15 protein-coding genes are annotated in these 16195 nt (G+C 71.8%); 4 read left to right on the top strand and 11 right to left on the bottom strand.

The annotated features are described in order from the left end of the window. Positions 1–87: 87 nt before the first annotated feature. The gene (locus tag ACGF4C_RS04215; RefSeq protein WP_393563103.1) at positions 88–831 is read left to right on the top strand and encodes an SMI1/KNR4 family protein; all 744 of its coding nucleotides are present in this window, start codon (positions 88–90) and stop codon (positions 829–831) included. 25 nt (positions 832–856) lie between these two features. On the opposite strand, the gene ACGF4C_RS04210 is transcribed toward ACGF4C_RS04215, so the two are convergent. The 5 genes from ACGF4C_RS04210 to ACGF4C_RS04190 all read right to left on the bottom strand — a co-directional run bounded on the left by ACGF4C_RS04210 (position 857) and on the right by ACGF4C_RS04190 (position 5889). Beyond that, positions 857–1720, bottom strand: coding sequence for an ABC transporter permease (locus ACGF4C_RS04210; protein WP_393563101.1), 864 nt, complete (start codon positions 1718–1720; stop codon positions 857–859). After that, a complete protein-coding gene (locus tag ACGF4C_RS04205) occupies positions 1680–2753 on the bottom strand; it encodes an ATP-binding cassette domain-containing protein (RefSeq protein WP_393563099.1) in 1074 nt (357 codons plus the stop codon). Before ACGF4C_RS04205 ends, ACGF4C_RS04210 begins: the two co-directional genes overlap by 41 nt. Continuing rightward, positions 2753–3205, bottom strand: coding sequence for a MarR family winged helix-turn-helix transcriptional regulator (locus ACGF4C_RS04200; protein WP_393563097.1), 453 nt, complete (start codon positions 3203–3205; stop codon positions 2753–2755). Before ACGF4C_RS04200 ends, ACGF4C_RS04205 begins: the two co-directional genes overlap by 1 nt. 130 nt (positions 3206–3335) lie before the next feature. Beyond that, complete coding sequence (locus tag ACGF4C_RS04195) at positions 3336–4925, bottom strand: PTS ascorbate transporter subunit IIC (protein WP_393563096.1); 1590 nt, start codon at positions 4923–4925, stop codon at positions 3336–3338. Between the two features lie 154 nt (positions 4926–5079). Continuing rightward, positions 5080–5889, bottom strand: a complete 810-nt coding sequence (locus tag ACGF4C_RS04190) for a PTS sugar transporter subunit IIA (protein WP_393563094.1) — start codon at positions 5887–5889, stop codon at positions 5080–5082. 714 nt (positions 5890–6603) lie between these two features. Between ACGF4C_RS04190 and ACGF4C_RS04185 the strand changes: the two genes are divergently transcribed. Together ACGF4C_RS04185 and ACGF4C_RS04180 are read left to right on the top strand one after the other, a co-directional pair. Beyond that, complete coding sequence (locus tag ACGF4C_RS04185) at positions 6604–7542, top strand: hypothetical protein (RefSeq protein ID WP_393563093.1); 939 nt, start codon at positions 6604–6606, stop codon at positions 7540–7542. 96 nt (positions 7543–7638) lie between these two features. After that, on the top strand, positions 7639–8193 hold the full coding sequence (locus tag ACGF4C_RS04180; RefSeq protein ID WP_393563092.1) for a hypothetical protein: 555 nt from the start codon (positions 7639–7641) through the stop codon (positions 8191–8193). 172 nt (positions 8194–8365) lie between these two features. Here ACGF4C_RS04180 and speB read toward each other — a convergent pair whose 3' ends face one another. Further along, positions 8366–9418, bottom strand: a complete 1053-nt coding sequence (gene speB, locus ACGF4C_RS04175; RefSeq protein ID WP_393563091.1) for an agmatinase — start codon at positions 9416–9418, stop codon at positions 8366–8368. Positions 9419–9674: 256 nt separating this feature from the next. On the opposite strand from speB, the gene ACGF4C_RS04170 reads away from it, so the two are divergent. Next, positions 9675–10502 (top strand): TetR/AcrR family transcriptional regulator, encoded by an 828-nt coding sequence (locus tag ACGF4C_RS04170; RefSeq protein ID WP_393563089.1) that lies wholly within the window; start codon positions 9675–9677, stop codon positions 10500–10502. Positions 10503–10643: 141 nt separating this feature from the next. On the opposite strand, the gene ACGF4C_RS04165 is transcribed toward ACGF4C_RS04170, so the two are convergent. From ACGF4C_RS04165 to mtnA, 5 genes are all read right to left on the bottom strand, one after another. After that, on the bottom strand, positions 10644–11819 hold the full coding sequence (locus ACGF4C_RS04165) for a PP2C family protein-serine/threonine phosphatase (RefSeq protein ID WP_393563088.1): 1176 nt from the start codon (positions 11817–11819) through the stop codon (positions 10644–10646). A 262-nt stretch (positions 11820–12081) separates the two neighbouring features. Continuing rightward, positions 12082–12897 (bottom strand): S-methyl-5'-thioadenosine phosphorylase, encoded by an 816-nt coding sequence (locus ACGF4C_RS04160; protein ID WP_393563087.1) that lies wholly within the window; start codon positions 12895–12897, stop codon positions 12082–12084. A 34-nt stretch (positions 12898–12931) separates the two neighbouring features. Further along, positions 12932–13723 carry an acireductone synthase gene (gene mtnC, locus ACGF4C_RS04155; RefSeq protein WP_393563085.1) on the bottom strand — a complete coding sequence of 264 codons (792 nt, stop codon included), beginning with the start codon at positions 13721–13723 and terminating at the stop codon, positions 12932–12934. Continuing rightward, positions 13720–14310, bottom strand: a complete 591-nt coding sequence (locus tag ACGF4C_RS04150; RefSeq protein WP_393563083.1) for an acireductone dioxygenase — start codon at positions 14308–14310, stop codon at positions 13720–13722. The genes mtnC and ACGF4C_RS04150 overlap by 4 nt, the downstream gene beginning before the upstream one ends. Next, positions 14307–16022: an S-methyl-5-thioribose-1-phosphate isomerase gene (gene mtnA, locus ACGF4C_RS04145; RefSeq protein WP_393563082.1), complete on the bottom strand. Its 1716-nt coding sequence runs from the start codon at positions 16020–16022 to the stop codon at positions 14307–14309. The genes ACGF4C_RS04150 and mtnA overlap by 4 nt, the downstream gene beginning before the upstream one ends. Positions 16023–16195 lie beyond the last annotated feature (173 nt).

The following is a 16195-nucleotide window of genomic DNA, read 5'->3' as shown; positions in this document are numbered from 1 at the left end:
TGCCGCGGGCCCGGCCCACCGTCGCGGCGCCGGCCGCGAGCCGGCTGCGCGGCGGGCGTTGTCAGTGGTGCCTCGTACGGTGGGAGCATGACTGAGCAGACATGGGCGGGGGTCCGCGAGCGGGTGCTGCGGCTGTGCTCGGCACCGTGCGCGGAGCAGGTGTTCGGGTATCACGGCCATGGGTTCGCGCTGGCCGATCCGCTCACGGCGGACGAACTGGCGGACCTTGAGCGCTCGTTGGGAGTGCGCCTGCCCGATGCGTACCGGGAGTTCCTCCGAGAGGTGGGCGCCGGCGGGGCGGGCCCGGCCTATGGCATTTTCCCCGTGCGCAGGGTGGCGGGCGGCGGTTGGGAGTGGGTGGGCGACGGAGGCAATATGACCACCCCCGCCCGTTTGCCCGAGCCCTTTCCCCAGGCCGGTCCCGATGCCGAGCTGCTCGACGCGTTGGAGGCGGAGCGGCCCGACGAGGCCGACTTCGAGAGTGCGGAGGAGTACGAGGAGGCGGAAGAGGCCTGGTGGGACCGGTGGGAGACGCTGATGTGGTCCGAGGACCGCACCGTCGGGGCGATATGTCTGTGCCACATCGGATGTGCCGAGCGCCGGTGGCTGGTGGTGAGCGGGCCGGAGCGGGGCCGGATATGGGCGGACGCCCGCTGCGACGGCGTCGATATGCAGCCCCTGCGGCTGGGCCCGGACGACGGCACGCCGGCCACGTTCCGGAGTTGGTACCTGGAGTGGCTGGAGCAGGCCGAGCGTACGACGGCGGACGCCGCGCGTACGGCTGAGGGAGCGACGACGGACGGGGCTGCGATGGCCGGACGGCACACATGACCGGCGGGCCTCATGGGGGGCGAGGTCAGCGGGCCAAGCGGCCCAGGAGGGAGGAGGCGGCGGCGATACCGGCCACGGCGGCCGCGACCAGTACGGCGTAGTCCAGGGCGAGATGGGCGTGGGTGCCGAGGAGAAGGCCGCGGAGGGCATCGACCTGATAGCTCAGCGGATTGATCCTGCTGACCGTCTGGAGCCAGCCAGGCATGATCGCCACCGGGTACAGCGCATTGGAGGCGAAGAAGAGCGGCATGGTGATGGCCTGGCCGATACCCATCAAACGATCGCGGGTGAGCACGATGCCGGCGATGGTCATCGACAGGCAGGAGAAGAAGGCCGAGCCGAGCACCACCGCCACGACCACACCGAGGAGCCGCAGCGGGTTCCAGGTCATGGCCACACCCAGCAGTGCGGCGATAACGATCACCACTACGGCCTGGACCAGCGCTTTCACCCCGGCGGCAAACGCCTTGCCGGCGATCAGGGCGGCGCGTGGGGTCGGGGTGACCAGCAGCTTGGTGAGGATGCCGGCGTCCCGCTCCCAGATGATCATGATGCCGTAGAAGATCGCGATGAACATGGCTGACTGAGCGATGATGCCGGGCGCGAGATAGTCGATGTAGGGGGTGCCACCGGTGGGGATGGCCTTGATGCGGTTGAAGGTCTCCCCGAAGACCAGAAGCCAGAGGGCGGGCTGGACGGCGCGGGTGTACAGCTCGGTCCGGTCGTGCCGCAGCTTCTGCAGCTCGACCACGCACATCGCGAGGACGCGGGCGAGCAGCACCCGCCATCCGGTACGGGCGCGGGGCGGGGCCAGCAGCAGGTCCAGCTGTCCGGCGTCGTGACGGGCGTCAGCCGACGCGGTGGGCGGTGCGGCGGGTGCTTCGGACATCGCGGAAGTCTCCTGACTGCTCGTCGAGGCCGCTGCCGGCGACGTCCCGGAAGACGTCCTCCAGCGTCGGCGCGGCATCGGACGAGCGCGACGGTGCCGCTGAGGAAGGCGGGGAGGAGAGCGAGGATGAGGAGAGCGGTGAAGCGGGGAAGTGGGGGTGTGACGTCGAGACCGGGGACGGGTGGGCCGATGTGCCCGTCGTGGCCGGGGCGGGGGCTGTCCGGCGACGGGCACGGAGGGCGGACTTGAGCTCGTCCGGTGTGCCGAGGGCACGGATCCGGCCGTGGTGCATCAGGGCGACGCGGTCGCAGTACTGGTCGGCCTCGTCCATGTAGTGGGTGGTCACGAGGACGGTCATGCCGGTGGCGGCCCGTACCGCGTTGATGTGGTCCCAGACGCTGGTGCGGGCGATCGGGTCGAGGCCGATCGTAGGCTCGTCGAGCATCAGCAGACGGGGCGCGCTGACCAGCGCCTGAGCGAGTTCGAGGCGGCGGATCATGCCTCCCGAGTACGTCTTGGCGAGGCGGTCGGCCGCGTCGGTGAGGCCGACCGCCGCCAACGCCTGGTCGACGCGTGCGGCGCGCTCGCGGCGGGAGACGTCGAAGACCCGGGCGAAGAGGGTGACGTTCTCGCGGCCGGTCAGGCCGGCGTCGGCGGACAGCTGCTGGGGGACGTACCCGAGCAGTCGACGTACCGCCATCCGCTGCCTGGCCGCGTCGTGCCCGAATACCCGCACCATGCCGGCCGGGACGGGCAGGAGGGTGGTGATGCAGCGGATCGCGGTGGTTTTCCCGGCACCGTTGGGCCCGAGCAGGCCGAAGACCTCGCCGGCGCGTACGGAGAGGTCGACGCCGTCGACGGCCCGGGTCTCGCCGAAGGCGTAGCGCAGGCCACGGCAGAGCACGGCGTCGGAGGCATCCGGGGCGGGTGCGGGGCCGGGCGCAGCGGCGCGCGATGCGCCGCCGAGGGTCTCGTCGGCGGCCTCCTCGCAGCTTTCCTCTGGGATCTCGTCGGGGACCGGGTCGGGAGTCATCAGCCCTCCGCCTCCTCGTGCAGGTTGTGGGCGAGTCTGCGCAGTGCCGGGAGAGCCGAGGCCAGGGCGGCCTGGTCGGCCTCGGAGAGCCGGGCCACCTGTTCGCGTACGAGGGCGCTCCGGCGGACTTCCCAGTCGTGCAGCCGCGCGCAGGCGGCCGGGGTGGGATACAGCAGTGCCGAGCGGCGGTCCTCCGGTGCGGTCTCACGGCGGAGATAGCCGGTCCGGCTGAGCCGGTTGACGAGGGTGGAGACGGAGTTGCCGGCGAGGTAGAGCTCCTTCGCGGCGGCCGAGACGCGGATGCCGGGGCGGGCCACGACCAGACGCAGGAGTTCCACCTCGGCGCCGCGCAGTGGGGGCGCGGTGAGACCGGCCCGCAGGCGGCGCCGGATCAGCCGTTGGACACCGGCCAGGACGTCGGCGAGCGAATCGGGGAACTCCCCCATGGCCATGCCCCGATTTTAGCTCTGAGTGCGAGCTAGCGGAGGGGCTGCACGCCCCCGGCCGTGGCGTTTCACCTCCCGAGAGCATCCCGGCGCGCGGACAGCACCGGGCCGGGGTATGAAGCCGCTCCGCTGCCGTTCAGTCGGCCTCCGGGGACGGGGGCGGAGGTGGGGTCGGCGCACCTGAGGGCGGGGCGATCTTTCCGTAGGTGCGGGACGCCGGCAGCGCCGTGTCCGCACCGGACGGCTCCGAGGAGATCCCCCCGGATGACGTCTCGGGCCGCAGGGCGTCGCGGGCGGCGCCCGGGTCCCAGCCGGTGTCCACGACGCGCTTCTGGAAGAGGACCGCGGCCCCCAGCAGCACACCGCCGATCACCAGCATCAGCACGATGCCCCCGGTGGAACCCGCCTTGGCCGCGTTGCCGATCAAGGTGCCGAACCAGCCGAAGTCGGCATCGCCGAAGGTCGTGTTCTCCTTGCCGAACGCGCCCATCACCTTGAGCAGCAGCGCGGGCAGGAAGGTGATCAGGAGGCCGTTGAGGAAGGCGCCCACAACCGCCCCGCGCCGCCCACCGGTGGCGTTGCCGTAGACGCCGGCCGCGCCGCCCGTGAAGAAGTGCGGTACGAGTCCCGGCAGAACCAGTGCGAGGCCGAACGCCGGGTGGAACGCCCAGGTGAGCACGCCGAGGCCGACCAGACCGCCGACGAAGCTGGCGAGGAAGCCGATGAGCACGGCGTTCTGCGCGTACGGGAAGACGATGGGTGCGTCCAGCGCCGGCACCGCGCCGGGCACGAGCCGGCCGGCGATGCCCTGGAATGCGGGGACCAGCTCGGCCAGGATCGTGCGCACCCCGAAGAGGATCACCGCGACCGCGATACCGAACTGGAGCCCCTGCATGACGGAGTGCATGGCGTAGTTGCCGAGGTCGGCGGCCGGGGTACCGCCGCCGGTGGCGAACGCTTTGAAGGCCGTGGCCCGGCCCGCCTTGGCCAGGTAGACCAGCGACATGATCACGTAGATCAGCACCATGGACAGCGCGGTGGCCACCATGGAGTCGCGCAGGAAGCGCAGGCCCTCGGGGAGCTTCATGTCCTCGGTGCTGCGGCTGCGCTTGCCGACGAGCCTACCGGCAGCACCGGAAAGGACGTAACCCGCGGTGCCGAAGTGGCCGATGGCGATGCTGTTGTTACCGGTGACGCGCTTCGTCCAGGGGTGGGCGAAGGCCGGCAGCACTACCAGGAGGATGCCGAGCAGCAGGCCTCCTACAAGGACCACGATCACGGAGGTCTGGCCGGAGGTGGCCAGGACCATGGTCAGCAGCGTGGCCATGAAGAGGATGTGGTGGCCGGTCAGGAAGACGTAGCGCAGAGGGGTGAAGCGGGCCAGGAGGAGGGCGACCGCGAAGCCGAGGATCATCAGCCAGGCGACCCGGGCGCCGAACTTCGCCTGGGCGATGCCGACGATCGCCTCGTTGGTGGGGATCACGCCGTGCGCGCCGGTCGCGCCCTGGATCATGCCTCCCAACGGAGCGAGCGCGCTGACGACGAGACCGGCACCCGCGCCGATCAGCAGGAAGCCCAGCGTCGCCTTGATGGCGCCGCCGACGATCTGCCCGGCGGACTTCTTGAGCGCGATGAGGCCCGCGGCGGTGAGCAGGCCGACGAGATACGCGGGTTGGCTGAGGATTTCGTTCACGAGGAACGTGGCGAGGGATATGAGCCCGTGCATGGTGCGGTCCGTCCTCCCGGTGCCGGATGGGGGTGGAGGGGTGGGGTCGGGTGGGGTCGGGTGGGGTGCAGTGAAGGTGGGGGGCGTCCGCAGTCGCGGGCGGGGCCGCGTGCGGGGAAGGCGGGCGGCTCGGACGAGGGCGGATCGAGGCGGCTCAGACGTCGTACGTATCGCGGAGTACCCGGTCGACCTCGCGGCCGCTGGTGAAGTCCTCGACGACCCTGACCGGTACGCCGACGTCGCCCAGCGTCCTGGCGATCTCCCGGGAGGTGAGGATCGCCACGGCCTCGGACGCCTTGCCCCGGGCCGAAATGGTGTCGGTTGCCTCGACCGTCACGTGCCGGGTCCATCCCCAGCGGTCGAGCACCTGCTCCAAGGTGTTCTTGAGGAAGAGACTGGTGCCGACGCCGTTGCCGCATACGGTGAGGATCTTGTGGACGGACGGGCTCCGGGACGGTTGGTGAGCTCGCTCCTCCGGTGGTGCCGCTTCCTTTCCCGGCGCCTGCGGTAGGGCCGCCGACTCCGCCAGCACCGTATGCAGCGCGTCCGGATCGGCCGCTTCCTGGAGGGCCTGCGCCGTTGCCGGGTCGGCCAGGAGCCGCGCGAGGGCGGCCAGCGCTTCCGTGTGCGCGTCGGCGTCCTGTGCGGCAAGGCCCACGACCAACGTCACCGGATCGTTCGTCTCGTGCCCGAACTCCAACGGCCGGGACAGCCGCACCCAGGAAAGCCCGGTCCTGAGGACGGCGGGTGAAGGGCGGGCGTGGGCGAAGGCGAAGCCGGGGGCGAGGACGATGTAGGGCCCGTTCTCCTCGACGTTACGGATCATCTCGGCGGTGTACCCGTCGGTCGCGGCCCCCGTCTCCACCAGCAATACGCCGGCCGTTCGGATCGCTTCCTGCCAGTCCGCCACCTGGACATCCAGGCGCACAGCGGCAAGGGGGAGAAGATCACTCAGCGCTGCCATGGCAGCGGACTCTACCTACGCCACGGTGGCCGGCGCACCGGTGCGGAAGTAGAAATTCCGGCGAGCGACGAAGTTATCCACAGCCCGGACGAGCAACCTTGACAGTCAACTCGGGTGGGAGAAGCCTTAGTTATGCATCCGGTTCCTTTCGGCAGTTGCCGGAAGTTCGGGTGATCCAGGGGATCTGGTGGGCTCAAGACACGAGGCACCAGCGGGACTTGAGGTGCTTGCGGGGCTTGAGGTCCTTGCGGGACTTGAGGGAAAGCAGACGAAAGCAGGGGGGTTCTGGGGGTACCGATGGAAACCAAGGGATAGCGAGAGATACCGAGGGATGACGAGGGATGACGAGGCGTCCCGAGGGATTCGTCCGAGCTTGAGGGGCGCCAAGGGATTCCAGGGATTCCGAGTCGGAGGGGCTGAGGGCTCTGAGGGTTCTGAGGGGCTTCAGGGTTCCGCGGGTTCTGCGGGTCTTCAGGATTCTGCGCGTTCTGAGGTGCAGAGGACCCTGAGGAGTTCCATCAGATACCGAGCAGTACAGCAATGCAGCAATGCAGCAGAACGTAAGCGGAATTGGGGGCCCGGGTTACCGGGAAACCGGGGGAATCAGGGGGACCAGGGGGGATCATGAACAGATACATGTGGGTGCGGCGTACGCCGACTCTTCGGGGCAGGTCGGGGGCACGGGCGCGGATGCGCCGGGGGGTCGCTCTCGGAGTGGCGGTGCTCGCGCTCTCGCTCCCTCTGTCGGCCTGTTCGTCGGACGGGGGAAGCGAGGCAGGTGGATCGAGTGGGGCGAGCGGGTCCGGCGGTTCATCGACGGCCGATGCGGCGTCGTCGCCCAGTTCCTCCCCCACTCCGAGCGTCGATCCGGCGTCCTACCGTCACGCCCTCAGCAACGCCCTGGGCCCGCTCAACAGCGCGCTTCAAGCTGTCGACCGGGCGCAGGAAGGAGGATCGCTGAACCGGGCGCTGGACTCGGCGGTCGGTAAGGCCGAGGCGGCCGCGGACGCCTTGGAGACCGCCCGGACACCGGAGAACGCCACGGCGGGCAACCGACAACTCGCCGTTTCGCTAAGGGCATTGGGGCAGGACCTCAGGAGTGCACGCGGAAGTGGCGGCCGCTGTGCCGACTCACCACGGGTGACGCTCGATACGGCGGAGAGCCCGAAGAGCGTGAGAGAGGCCGGCCGCGCGCTCACGAGCCTGGGGTACGACGCCACGCTACGGCTGCCACGTACGGAAAAGGCGCAGCACCGGCGGCTGGCCAATGGCGCGTTCATACGCGACAGCAGCCGGGGCGGACTGGGTCGGCTGACGGTGCGGAACGGTACGAGCGGCGATGCCGTGGTGACGTTGACCCGAGGCACGCGGACGGCCTTCTCCGTCTACATACGTAAGGGGTCCAACACCACCATACGTAGCGTCAACAGTGGTTCGTACACCGTGTACTTCACGACCGGGGAGGACTGGAACAGCCGGAAGAGCTCCTTCACCCGGGAGTGCAGCTTCGAGAAGTTCGACGACAAGGCGAATTTCCGGACCGTCCAGGTTTCCGGCGGGACGCAGTACACGGTGCTGACATTCACCCTGAACAAGGTGATCGGCGGCAATGCGACCACGAGTCAGGTGCCACCGGGCGAGTTCCCGTCGTAGGTGTGCGGTCGGCGGGGGCGCCGGCGGCGAACAGGCGCGGAATGTGAGCATCGGGCGGCTGCTGGGCTGCGACTGCGCCTGGGTATTGTGCGCCGGGTGGGTGACAGCAGCTTGTGGACTCTGGCAATCGCGGCGGTAACCGGTGGCACGGCGGTGCTGGCCAGTTGGGTCACCAGCCGTGGCAGCGCACAGGCGGCGCGGATCCAGGCGGAGATCGCCGCTCGCTCGCAACGCGCCGAGCGGCTGCGTGAAAGCCGGCGTACCGCGTACCTGGACCTGATCGAACAGACCCACCGCATGGGCGAGTTGTACTGGGAGATTTCGGCGACGCTGCGGCTACCCGGTTCCGATGACCGGACGGCGACGCTGACTGAGCTGCATGACAGGGAGGTGGCCGAGTACGCCAAGATCCGTCGCTGTGCGCGTGTCGTAGAGTTGGAGGGCCCGCCGTCGGCCGCCGCCGCGGCGCTGTCGCTCCAGAAGGCGACGGGCCCGTTCTACGCGGCCGTCCAGCAGGAGCTGGCCGGTGAGGGCGACGGCCGTGACGCGTTCGATGCCGCCTACCGCCCGTTCTGGGCGGCCCTGGAGAACTTCGTGGACGCGGCCCGCGAGGCACACCAGCGGACGGAGACCCGGGCAGTGGGCGCTTAGGGGGCGGACGCGGACGCAGACGCGGACGTGACGGCTGAGGAGGGGCACGCATGGGGCGGTGCACCGGGGGCACGTAGGAGCGCGACCTGAGGGGCGGTCTGCACCCATAACGAACCGCCACTCGCAACGGGCCTACCGGCCTACGGACCTACGGGCGGGCAACCCCGCCGTGTCAGGGGCCGGTCGGTGTCTGGCGGGCGGGGGTGGGGCGGGTGCCGCGGCCGTCGAGGAGGGGGCGGGAGGGGTTCCAGGTGTCGCCGCGGCGGCGGGCCGCCAGGCCGGAGAGAGCTTCCAGGACGATGCGGTTGCCGAGGTAGGCCGTGATGTCGGCATGGTCGTAGGGCGGGGAGACCTCGACCACGTCCATGCCGGCCAGCGGCAGTTCGAGGGCCAAGCGGCGTACCGCGTCCAGGAGTTGACGGGAGGTGAGGCCGCCCGGCTCGGGGGTTCCGGTGCCGGGGGCCATGCCGGGGTCGACGACATCGACGTCCACGGAGAGGAAGACCGCGTCGCAGTCGTCCAGGGCGAGGGCCATCGCCTCCTCCAGGCAGGCGTCGAGGCCGCGGGCGGTGATCTCGCTCATTTCGTACGAGCGCATGTGCTGGTCGGCCATCCAGTCGAGGGTTTCCGGGCCGGGCCAGTAGCCGCGCAGGCCGATCTGGAGGAAGCGGTCGCCACGGGCGGCGCCGGATTCGATGAGGCGGCGCATGGGCTGGCCGTGGCCGTGCAGATGCCCGAACTCGGTGTCGCCGGTGTCGGCGTGGGCGTCGAAGTGGATGATCGACACCCGGCCGAAGCCGTGGGTGCGGGCGACGCCGGTCACGTCGGGTAGCGCGATGGTGTGATCGCCGCCGAGGACGACGGGTATCGCGCCGCTCGCCGCGATGGTGGCCACCGCGTCCTCGATGGCCTGGATGCTGCCCTCGATGTCGCCGGCGAACATTTCGACGTCCCCGGCGTCGAGGACGCGGAGATCGGCGAGTGCGTCCACCCGCATGGCGAGGGAGGGCCGGGAGCCGTCATGGGCGTTGTAGTCGGTGGCGCGCATGGCCTGGGGACCGAAGCGGGTGCCGGGGCGGTGGCTGACTCCGCCGTCGAACGGTGCACCGATGATCACCACGTCGGCGTCGCGGTAGGTCTCCGGCTCGTCGAGGGTGCATCGCTCCACCCCCAGGAAGGTGATGTCGGGGCCGAACATCGAGCCGTAGCGGGGCATGGCGTCCATCCATTCCTTGAAGGCGGGGATCGGCGGTCGGGACGGGTTGACGTGGCGGGGTGGCATGACGGGTTGACGTCGCGGGCTGATGTTAAAGTCAGCGGCTGGGCGGGCCCTGACGTTAACGTCAGGAGGTGGGGGTGGGCAATACCCGGTGTGGAAGGATCGGGCCATGGGTTCCACGGACCGTCGCGCAGAGGTGGGTCGTCAGACGGCCGACGTTGATCGACAGGTTGATCGCCAGGTTGATCGACCGGCAGCAGAGGTGGATCGGCACGAGCAGGTGGACCGGCGGGGGCGGGTGTTGGATGCCGCCGTCGAGTTGATCGCCCGGGACGGTTTCGACGGGGTGCGGATCGCGGATGTGGCGCGTCAGGCAGGGGTCTCGACGGCGCTGGTGCACTACCACTTCGCCAATCGGGCCCAGCTGCTGACCGAGGCTCTGACGCACTCGCTGAGCCGGGCCGAGCAGCGGCTGGCCCGTAGCGCCGGTGAGGTGGGGCGGGCCGGTGCGGACCGGCGGCTGGCGGATCTGATCGACTTCGCGCTGCCGTTCACCGACGACGATGTGCGGGAGGCGCGGCTGTGGGCGGAGCTGGAGTCGCGGGCGGCCGGCTCGCCGGAGCTCGCCGAGGCGCTGGCGCGGCTCAACCGGCGTACGGAACAGCCGGTCGCCGAGGCGGTGGCCGCGGGGCTGGCCGAAGGGATTTTCCACGACTGCGTGCCGGCCGAGGTGGCCACGGCGGCGCAGGCGTTGCTGGCGGGGCTGTCGGTACGGCTCACCGCCCATGACCCGGGACTGGATCTGGCCGGCGTACGGGAGTTGGCGGGGCGTCAGCTCTCCCGGTTGGTGGGGTACGCGGGGGTGCTGCCGTTCCGTCCGTTGTCGGCGGTGCTACCGGAGTCCGGCAGCGGTGCCGCCACTGCCCCTGATGCCGCCACCGCCCCTGATGTCGTCACTGCCACCGGCACCGGCACCAGCACCCACGCCGACACCGACAGCGTGGCAGAGCGGGGGGAGTCGGCGGGCGCCGGGCGGGCCGCGGTGGGTCGGCGGCGGCGCGCTGCCCGGAGGCCGGCCGCAGGGCACTGAGGCCAGCCACGAAGCCCTGGCGCGACGCCCTCCCCGAACGGCCCCTCCGCCCCACACACACCGGCCCCGGCTCCTCCCTCGCACCGATTCCTGGGCCACGCCAGCCCCTCCCCCGCACCGGCCCCTCCCCCCCACCAGCCGCTACGGCGCCCCCTGGGGCGCGATTGCCAGGATGGCCACGTCGTCGTGGAAGGTCCGGGTGTGGCGGGGCAGATCGGTGTTGAGGAAGTCGACGACGTCGGCGGGGCCGGGGGCGGGCCGGCCGGTGAAGTGGTGGCGGAGCCGGTCGAGGAGGGGGTAGAAGGCGCCGTCGTGGTCGCGGGCCTCGATCAGGCCGTCGGTGCAGAGGAGCAGCACGTCGCCGGGGGCGAAGCGGTGGGTGTAGGCGGTGGCGGTCACATCGGCGAGGGCGCCCAGGCCGAGCGGGAGGGCAGGGGGCCCGAGGAGGGGGGTCACCTCGCCGTCGGAGATCAGTACCGGTTCGATGTGGCCGTGGTTGACGATCGTCACCTCGCCCGCCACCGCGTCGTACTCGACCAGGACGGCGGTGACGAAGAGTTCGTCGTCGTGCAGTTCGGCGGCCTCGCGGGCCAGCCGGCGTTCCATCCGGGCCGCGACGCCGATCAGGTCCCCCTGGTCGTAGGCGGCCTCGCGGAAGCTGCCGAGGATGTCGGCGACGGTGCGGACGGCCCGTAGGCCCTTGCCGCGGACGTCGCCGATGATGGCGCGTTCGCAGGTCTTCGTGGCGCGGATGTCGTAGAGGTCGCCGCCGACCATGGTGCCGACCTCGCCCGAGCGGTAGAGGCCGGCCGCGAGCACGTGTCCGACCTGGTGCGGGACCGGCCGGAGCAGGGTGCGCATCAGGGCCTCGGCCACCGAGTTGGCGCGGACCAGCGACTGCTCCTGGCGGCGGCGGTGGGCGGCCAGCGCGATGCCCAGGACGCCGACGAGGGCGGTGGCGATGTAGGCGGCGACGTGGTGGTTCTCCCAGAGCTGGTGGATGTTGTGGCCGGTGCAGCAGGGGGTGCCGGCGATCACGCCTTCGAGTACGAGGGTGAAGGTGGTGACCGCGGCGACGCTGAGGGGGCCCAGGGTGTAGGCGGCGACCACGGGGAGGGCGATGAGCAGGAAGCTGACCGCCCATTCGGTGGGGGTGACGGTTTCGAGGAGCAGGACCAGCGCGACGTAGGCGACCGGCAGCCAGCGCATCCAGGCCGGCGGGCGGGGGACCTCGAAGCCGCTGTTCTCCACGATCGCGGCGCTGCGGGGTGCCGGGTGACCGCGGCCCGGCCGGCGGTCGCCGCGGATCCGTTCCATGACCGGCCGGGGTGACCCGTCGGGCCCCGAACCGTCCGTCCCCGACCTGTCCGTCCCCGACCTGTCCACCACGGGCTCCTGACGACCGTGAGCACGGTCATTCGACCGTGCTCAAGGCCCTTCAGCGTCGCGTGCCCGAACGGTCCGGACCGGTCATTACGCCACCTGCGGCATGTCACACCGCACGGGCCCGGACCCACCTGAGGGACGGAACAGCCGGACAGCAACCGGGCAGCAGCCGGGCGGGGCTGTCGCCGGCCCGTCAGGGGAGTTCGAACGGCAGCTCCAGGCCGGCGAGGGTGGCGGTGCAGCCGCAGGTGCGTTCCTTGGGGAGGCGGTCGAGGGTTTCCAGGATGAGGGCGCGCAGTCGTTCGGTGTTCTGGGCGAAGACCTTGAAGACCTCTTCCTGGGAGACGCTCTGGTGGGCGTCGATGCCCGCGTCGTGGTCGGTGACCAGGGCCACGGCGGTGTAGCAGAGGGCGAGTTCGCGGGCGAGGACCGCTTCGGGGTGGCCGGTCATGTTGACCAGGGACCAGCCGGCCGCGGCGTACCACTGGGATTCGGCGCGGGTGGAGAAGCGGGGTCCCTGGATGACGACCATGGTGCCGCCGTCGGTGGCTTCGGTGCCGGTGGCGGCGGCCGCCTCCAGGACCGCTTCCCGGCCGTGCGCGCAGTAGGGGTCGGCGAACGAGACGTGGACCGCGCCCCGCTCGTAGTAGGTCTGGGCGCGGCCGCTCGTGCGGTCCACGAGCTGGTCGGGGACGACGACGGCGCCGGGGCCCAGTTCGGGGCGGAGCGAACCGACCGCGCAGGGAGCGAGGATCTGGCGGACGCCCAGGGAGCGCAGCGCCCACATGTTGGCGCGGTAGTTGATGCGGTGCGGGGGTACGGCGTGGCCGCGGCCGTGGCGGGGCAGGAAGGCGACGCGACGGCCGCCGATCTCGCTGAGGGTGATCGCGTCGGACGGTTCGCCGTAGGGGGTGTCGACGGTGATGCGTTCGGCGTCGGCGAGGAGTTCGTAGAAGCCGCTGCCGCCGATGACGGCGAGTTCGGCGGCGGGGGTGGCGGTGGTGGTCATGTGTCCTGTCTCGGTGGGTGGGCCGGGAGGTCGGTCAGGCGGCCGGGGGTGGCGGTGCGGGCGGGAGGTGGTGGAGCCCGGTGAGGTCGCCGTGGACGGGATGGCCCGCGACGGACCGGCCGCGGGGGTCGTCCGGGCGGCGGACCGCCGCGGTCTGCCAGCCGGCCGCGGCCGCGGCGTCGAGTTCGTCGCGGACGTCGCTGAGGAAGAGCGTTCGTCCGGGCGGGACGGCCAGGGTGCGGCTGATGGTGCGGTAGGAGTCCGGTGCGCGTTTGGGGCCGGCGGTGGTCAGGTCGAAGTATCCGTCGATCAGGCCGGTCAGGTCACCGTGGTTGCTGTGGGCGAACCAGTCGCGCTGGGCCGCCACCGAACCGGAGGAGTAGATGTGGCGGGCGATGCCGGCCGCCCGCCAGCGGGTGAGCGCCTCGGGTACGTCGTCGTAGACGTGGCCGCGCAGGGTGCCGTCGGCGTAGCCGGCCGCCCAGATCTCGCCCTGGAGGGCCTTGAGCGGGGCGGCCTTGACGTCGGCGTCGGCCCAGGCGTGCAGGGCGTCGGCGGCGCCCGCCTCGTCGAGGTCGGGGGTGCCGGTCCCGGTGCGCACGCCGTCGAGGATCTCGGTCCAGCGGGGCTCGCCGCGGTGGGCGGCGAGCCAGCCGGCGATCCGCTTGCGGGCGTACGGGAAGAGCACGGTGTGGACGTGGTCGGCCGAGCCGGTGGTGCCCTCGATGTCCAGGACGACGGCGCTGACGGGGGCACTGACGGGAACACTGACGGAGGCACCGGCCGGGGTGTGCGGCGGGGTGCCGGGGGTGGGCCGGTCGGTCATGGGGCCGCCGGTTCGGGCGTGCCGACGAGTGCGTCGAGGGTGGGGAAGGAGCGGGCGAGCGGGTCGCCGGTGAAGTCGCCGACCCAGCCGTCCTCCTCCTCGAAGAAGCGGATGGCGGTGAAGTCGGGGCGGGTGCCCATGTCGAACCAGTGGCGGGTGCCGGCCGGTACGGAGAGCAGGTCGCCCGCTTCGCAGACCGTGGCGAAGACCTGGCCGCCGAGGTGGAGGTAGAAGCAGCCCCGGCCGTGGGCGAAGAAGCGGACCTCGTTCTCGGCGTGCCGGTGTTCCTCCAGGAAGGTGGTGCGGGCCTTGGCGGCCTGCTCGGCCTGGGCGGGGTCGTCGCTGGGGTGCAGGCGGGCCACGTCGATGAGGCGGAAGCCCTCGCGGGCGCTGAGTTCGTCGACCTCGGCGCGGTAGCGCTGCAGGATCTCGTCGCTGTCGTCGTGGGGCGTGACCGGGCCGCGGACCGGCCAGTGGCGCAGTTCGACGCCGTGGCCGGCGAGGGTCCTGGCGATGACCGTGGTGTCGGTGGTGCGCAGCAGCACGGTGTCCGGTGCGTCGTCCGGCATCAGCTGAAGGAGCGTCATGCGGGGTTTCCTTCCGGTGTCGGGGCGGGCCGGGCCGGCCAGTTGCCGTCGTCGAGCAGGACGAGCCGGCAGATCGCCTCCAGGCACTCCAGCCGGTTGCGGGCCTGGGCCAGGTCCCGGCCCCAGACGGTGATGCCGTGGTCGGCGATGAGCAGCGCGGGCGGTGCCTCGGGCCGGTCCTGGAAGTGGTCCGCCACCTCGGTGGCTATCCTCCCGACATCCGCGTGGTTGGGGAAGACGGGCACGTGGGTGGCCGCCGGGTCGGCCAGTCCGAGGCCCTTGAGGAGTTCGAAGGCGCGCAGCGGGAGCGGGGCCGGGCCGGTGCCGGGGGCGGCGGTCTCGCGGGCCCAGCGGCCGGCCACGGCGGTGGCGTACGGGGCGTGCACGTGGATCACGGCGCGGGCGTCGGTGGTGCGGTAGACGGCCGCGTGGACGGCGGTTTCGGCGGACGGCCGGGGGCCGTCGGAGGCGAGCGGGTCGGCGGTCTCGGCGTGCACGGCGACCAGGTCACGGGCCGTCAGGTCGCCCTTGTCCCGGCCGCTGGCGGTGATCAGCGCGGTCTTGGGGTCGGTGGCGGAGCGGACCGAGATGTTGCCGGAGGTGCCGGGCATCCAGTCCCGTTCGTACAGCGCCCGGGACATGGCGGCGACTTCGGCGGCGAGTTGCCCGTCGTCGGGGAGGTCCGCGCCGGGAGCGGCCACGGTCGCCTCGCGGGGGCGCTGCACCCGGGTCTCGGAGACGATCGCGGTGATCAGCTCGCCGGGGGTGACGTCGAAGGCCGGGTTGAAGACGGCGGTGCCGGCCGGGGCGACCGGGGTGCCGGCGAACTCGGTGACCTCGGTCGCGGCGCGTTCCTCGATGGTGATGCCGGCGCCGGTGGGCAGTGCGGGGTCGCGGGTGGATTCGGGGGCGATGACGAGGAAGGGCACCTGGCTGCGGTCCGCGGCGACGGCGAGGCCGTAGGTCCCTATCTTGTTCGCGACGTCGCCGTTGACGGCTATCCGGTCGGCGCCGACCAGGACGCAGTCGACCAGGCCGGTGGCGATCGCGGCGGCGGCCGCGGAGTCGACGCACACCCGGTGCGGTACGCCCGCCTCGCGCAGTTCCCAGGCGGTGAGCCGGGCGCCCTGGAGCAGCGGGCGGGTCTCGTCGACGAGGACCTCGGCGACCCGGCCGCGGGCGGCGAGTTCGAGGATCACGCCGAGGGCGGTGCCGACCGCGGTGGTGGCCAGCCGGCCGGTGTTGCAGTGGGTGAGCAGTCGCAGCGGGCGGTCCGGGAGCAGGTCGTCGAGGAGGTCCGCGGCGCGCCGGACCATCGCGCCGTTCACCTCGGCGTCCTCGCGCAGCATGGCCAGGCCCTCGTCGAGGACGGCCTGCCGGCCCTCGCCGAGCCGGGCCAGGACCCGGTGGACGGCCCATTCGAGGTTGACCGCGGTCGGGCGGGCGGCGGCCAGCCGCCGGGCGTCGGCGCGTACAGCCTCTTCGTCCAGGGTGCCGTCGGGGTGGCGGTGGCGGTGTGCGGAGAGGGCCACGCCGAGGGCGCCGGCCAGGCCGATGGCCGGGGCGCCGCGGACGGCGAGGGTGGTGATGGCCTCGATGGTCTCGTCGACCGTGCGCAGCCGTAGTTGCCGGTGGGTGTGCGGCAGGACGCGCTGGTCGACGGTGACGATGGCACCGTCTTCCCAGTACAGGGAGGGCTGACCGGAGTTCACGGGCCTGTCACCGCCTTTGTGCGGACCGGATGTCCTTGTACCGGATTTCCTTGGGGGAAAAGGTAGTTGGGTCGCGTGGCGGCGGTGTTGCCGCGGTGTTTCCGCGGTCCGGTCTCCGGGGGGCGTCGGCGGCGGGGCATGCTCCTCCTTGCGGCGGGTGGGCGGGGCCGTGG

Origin of the sequence: Streptomyces sp. NPDC048197 (assembly GCF_043202395.1) — a bacterium.
Lineage (GTDB): Bacteria > Actinomycetota > Actinomycetes > Streptomycetales > Streptomycetaceae > Streptomyces > Streptomyces siderophoricus.
The sequence above is the reverse complement of the archived record's forward strand: the minus strand, read 5'-3'. Positions and strand labels throughout refer to the sequence as shown.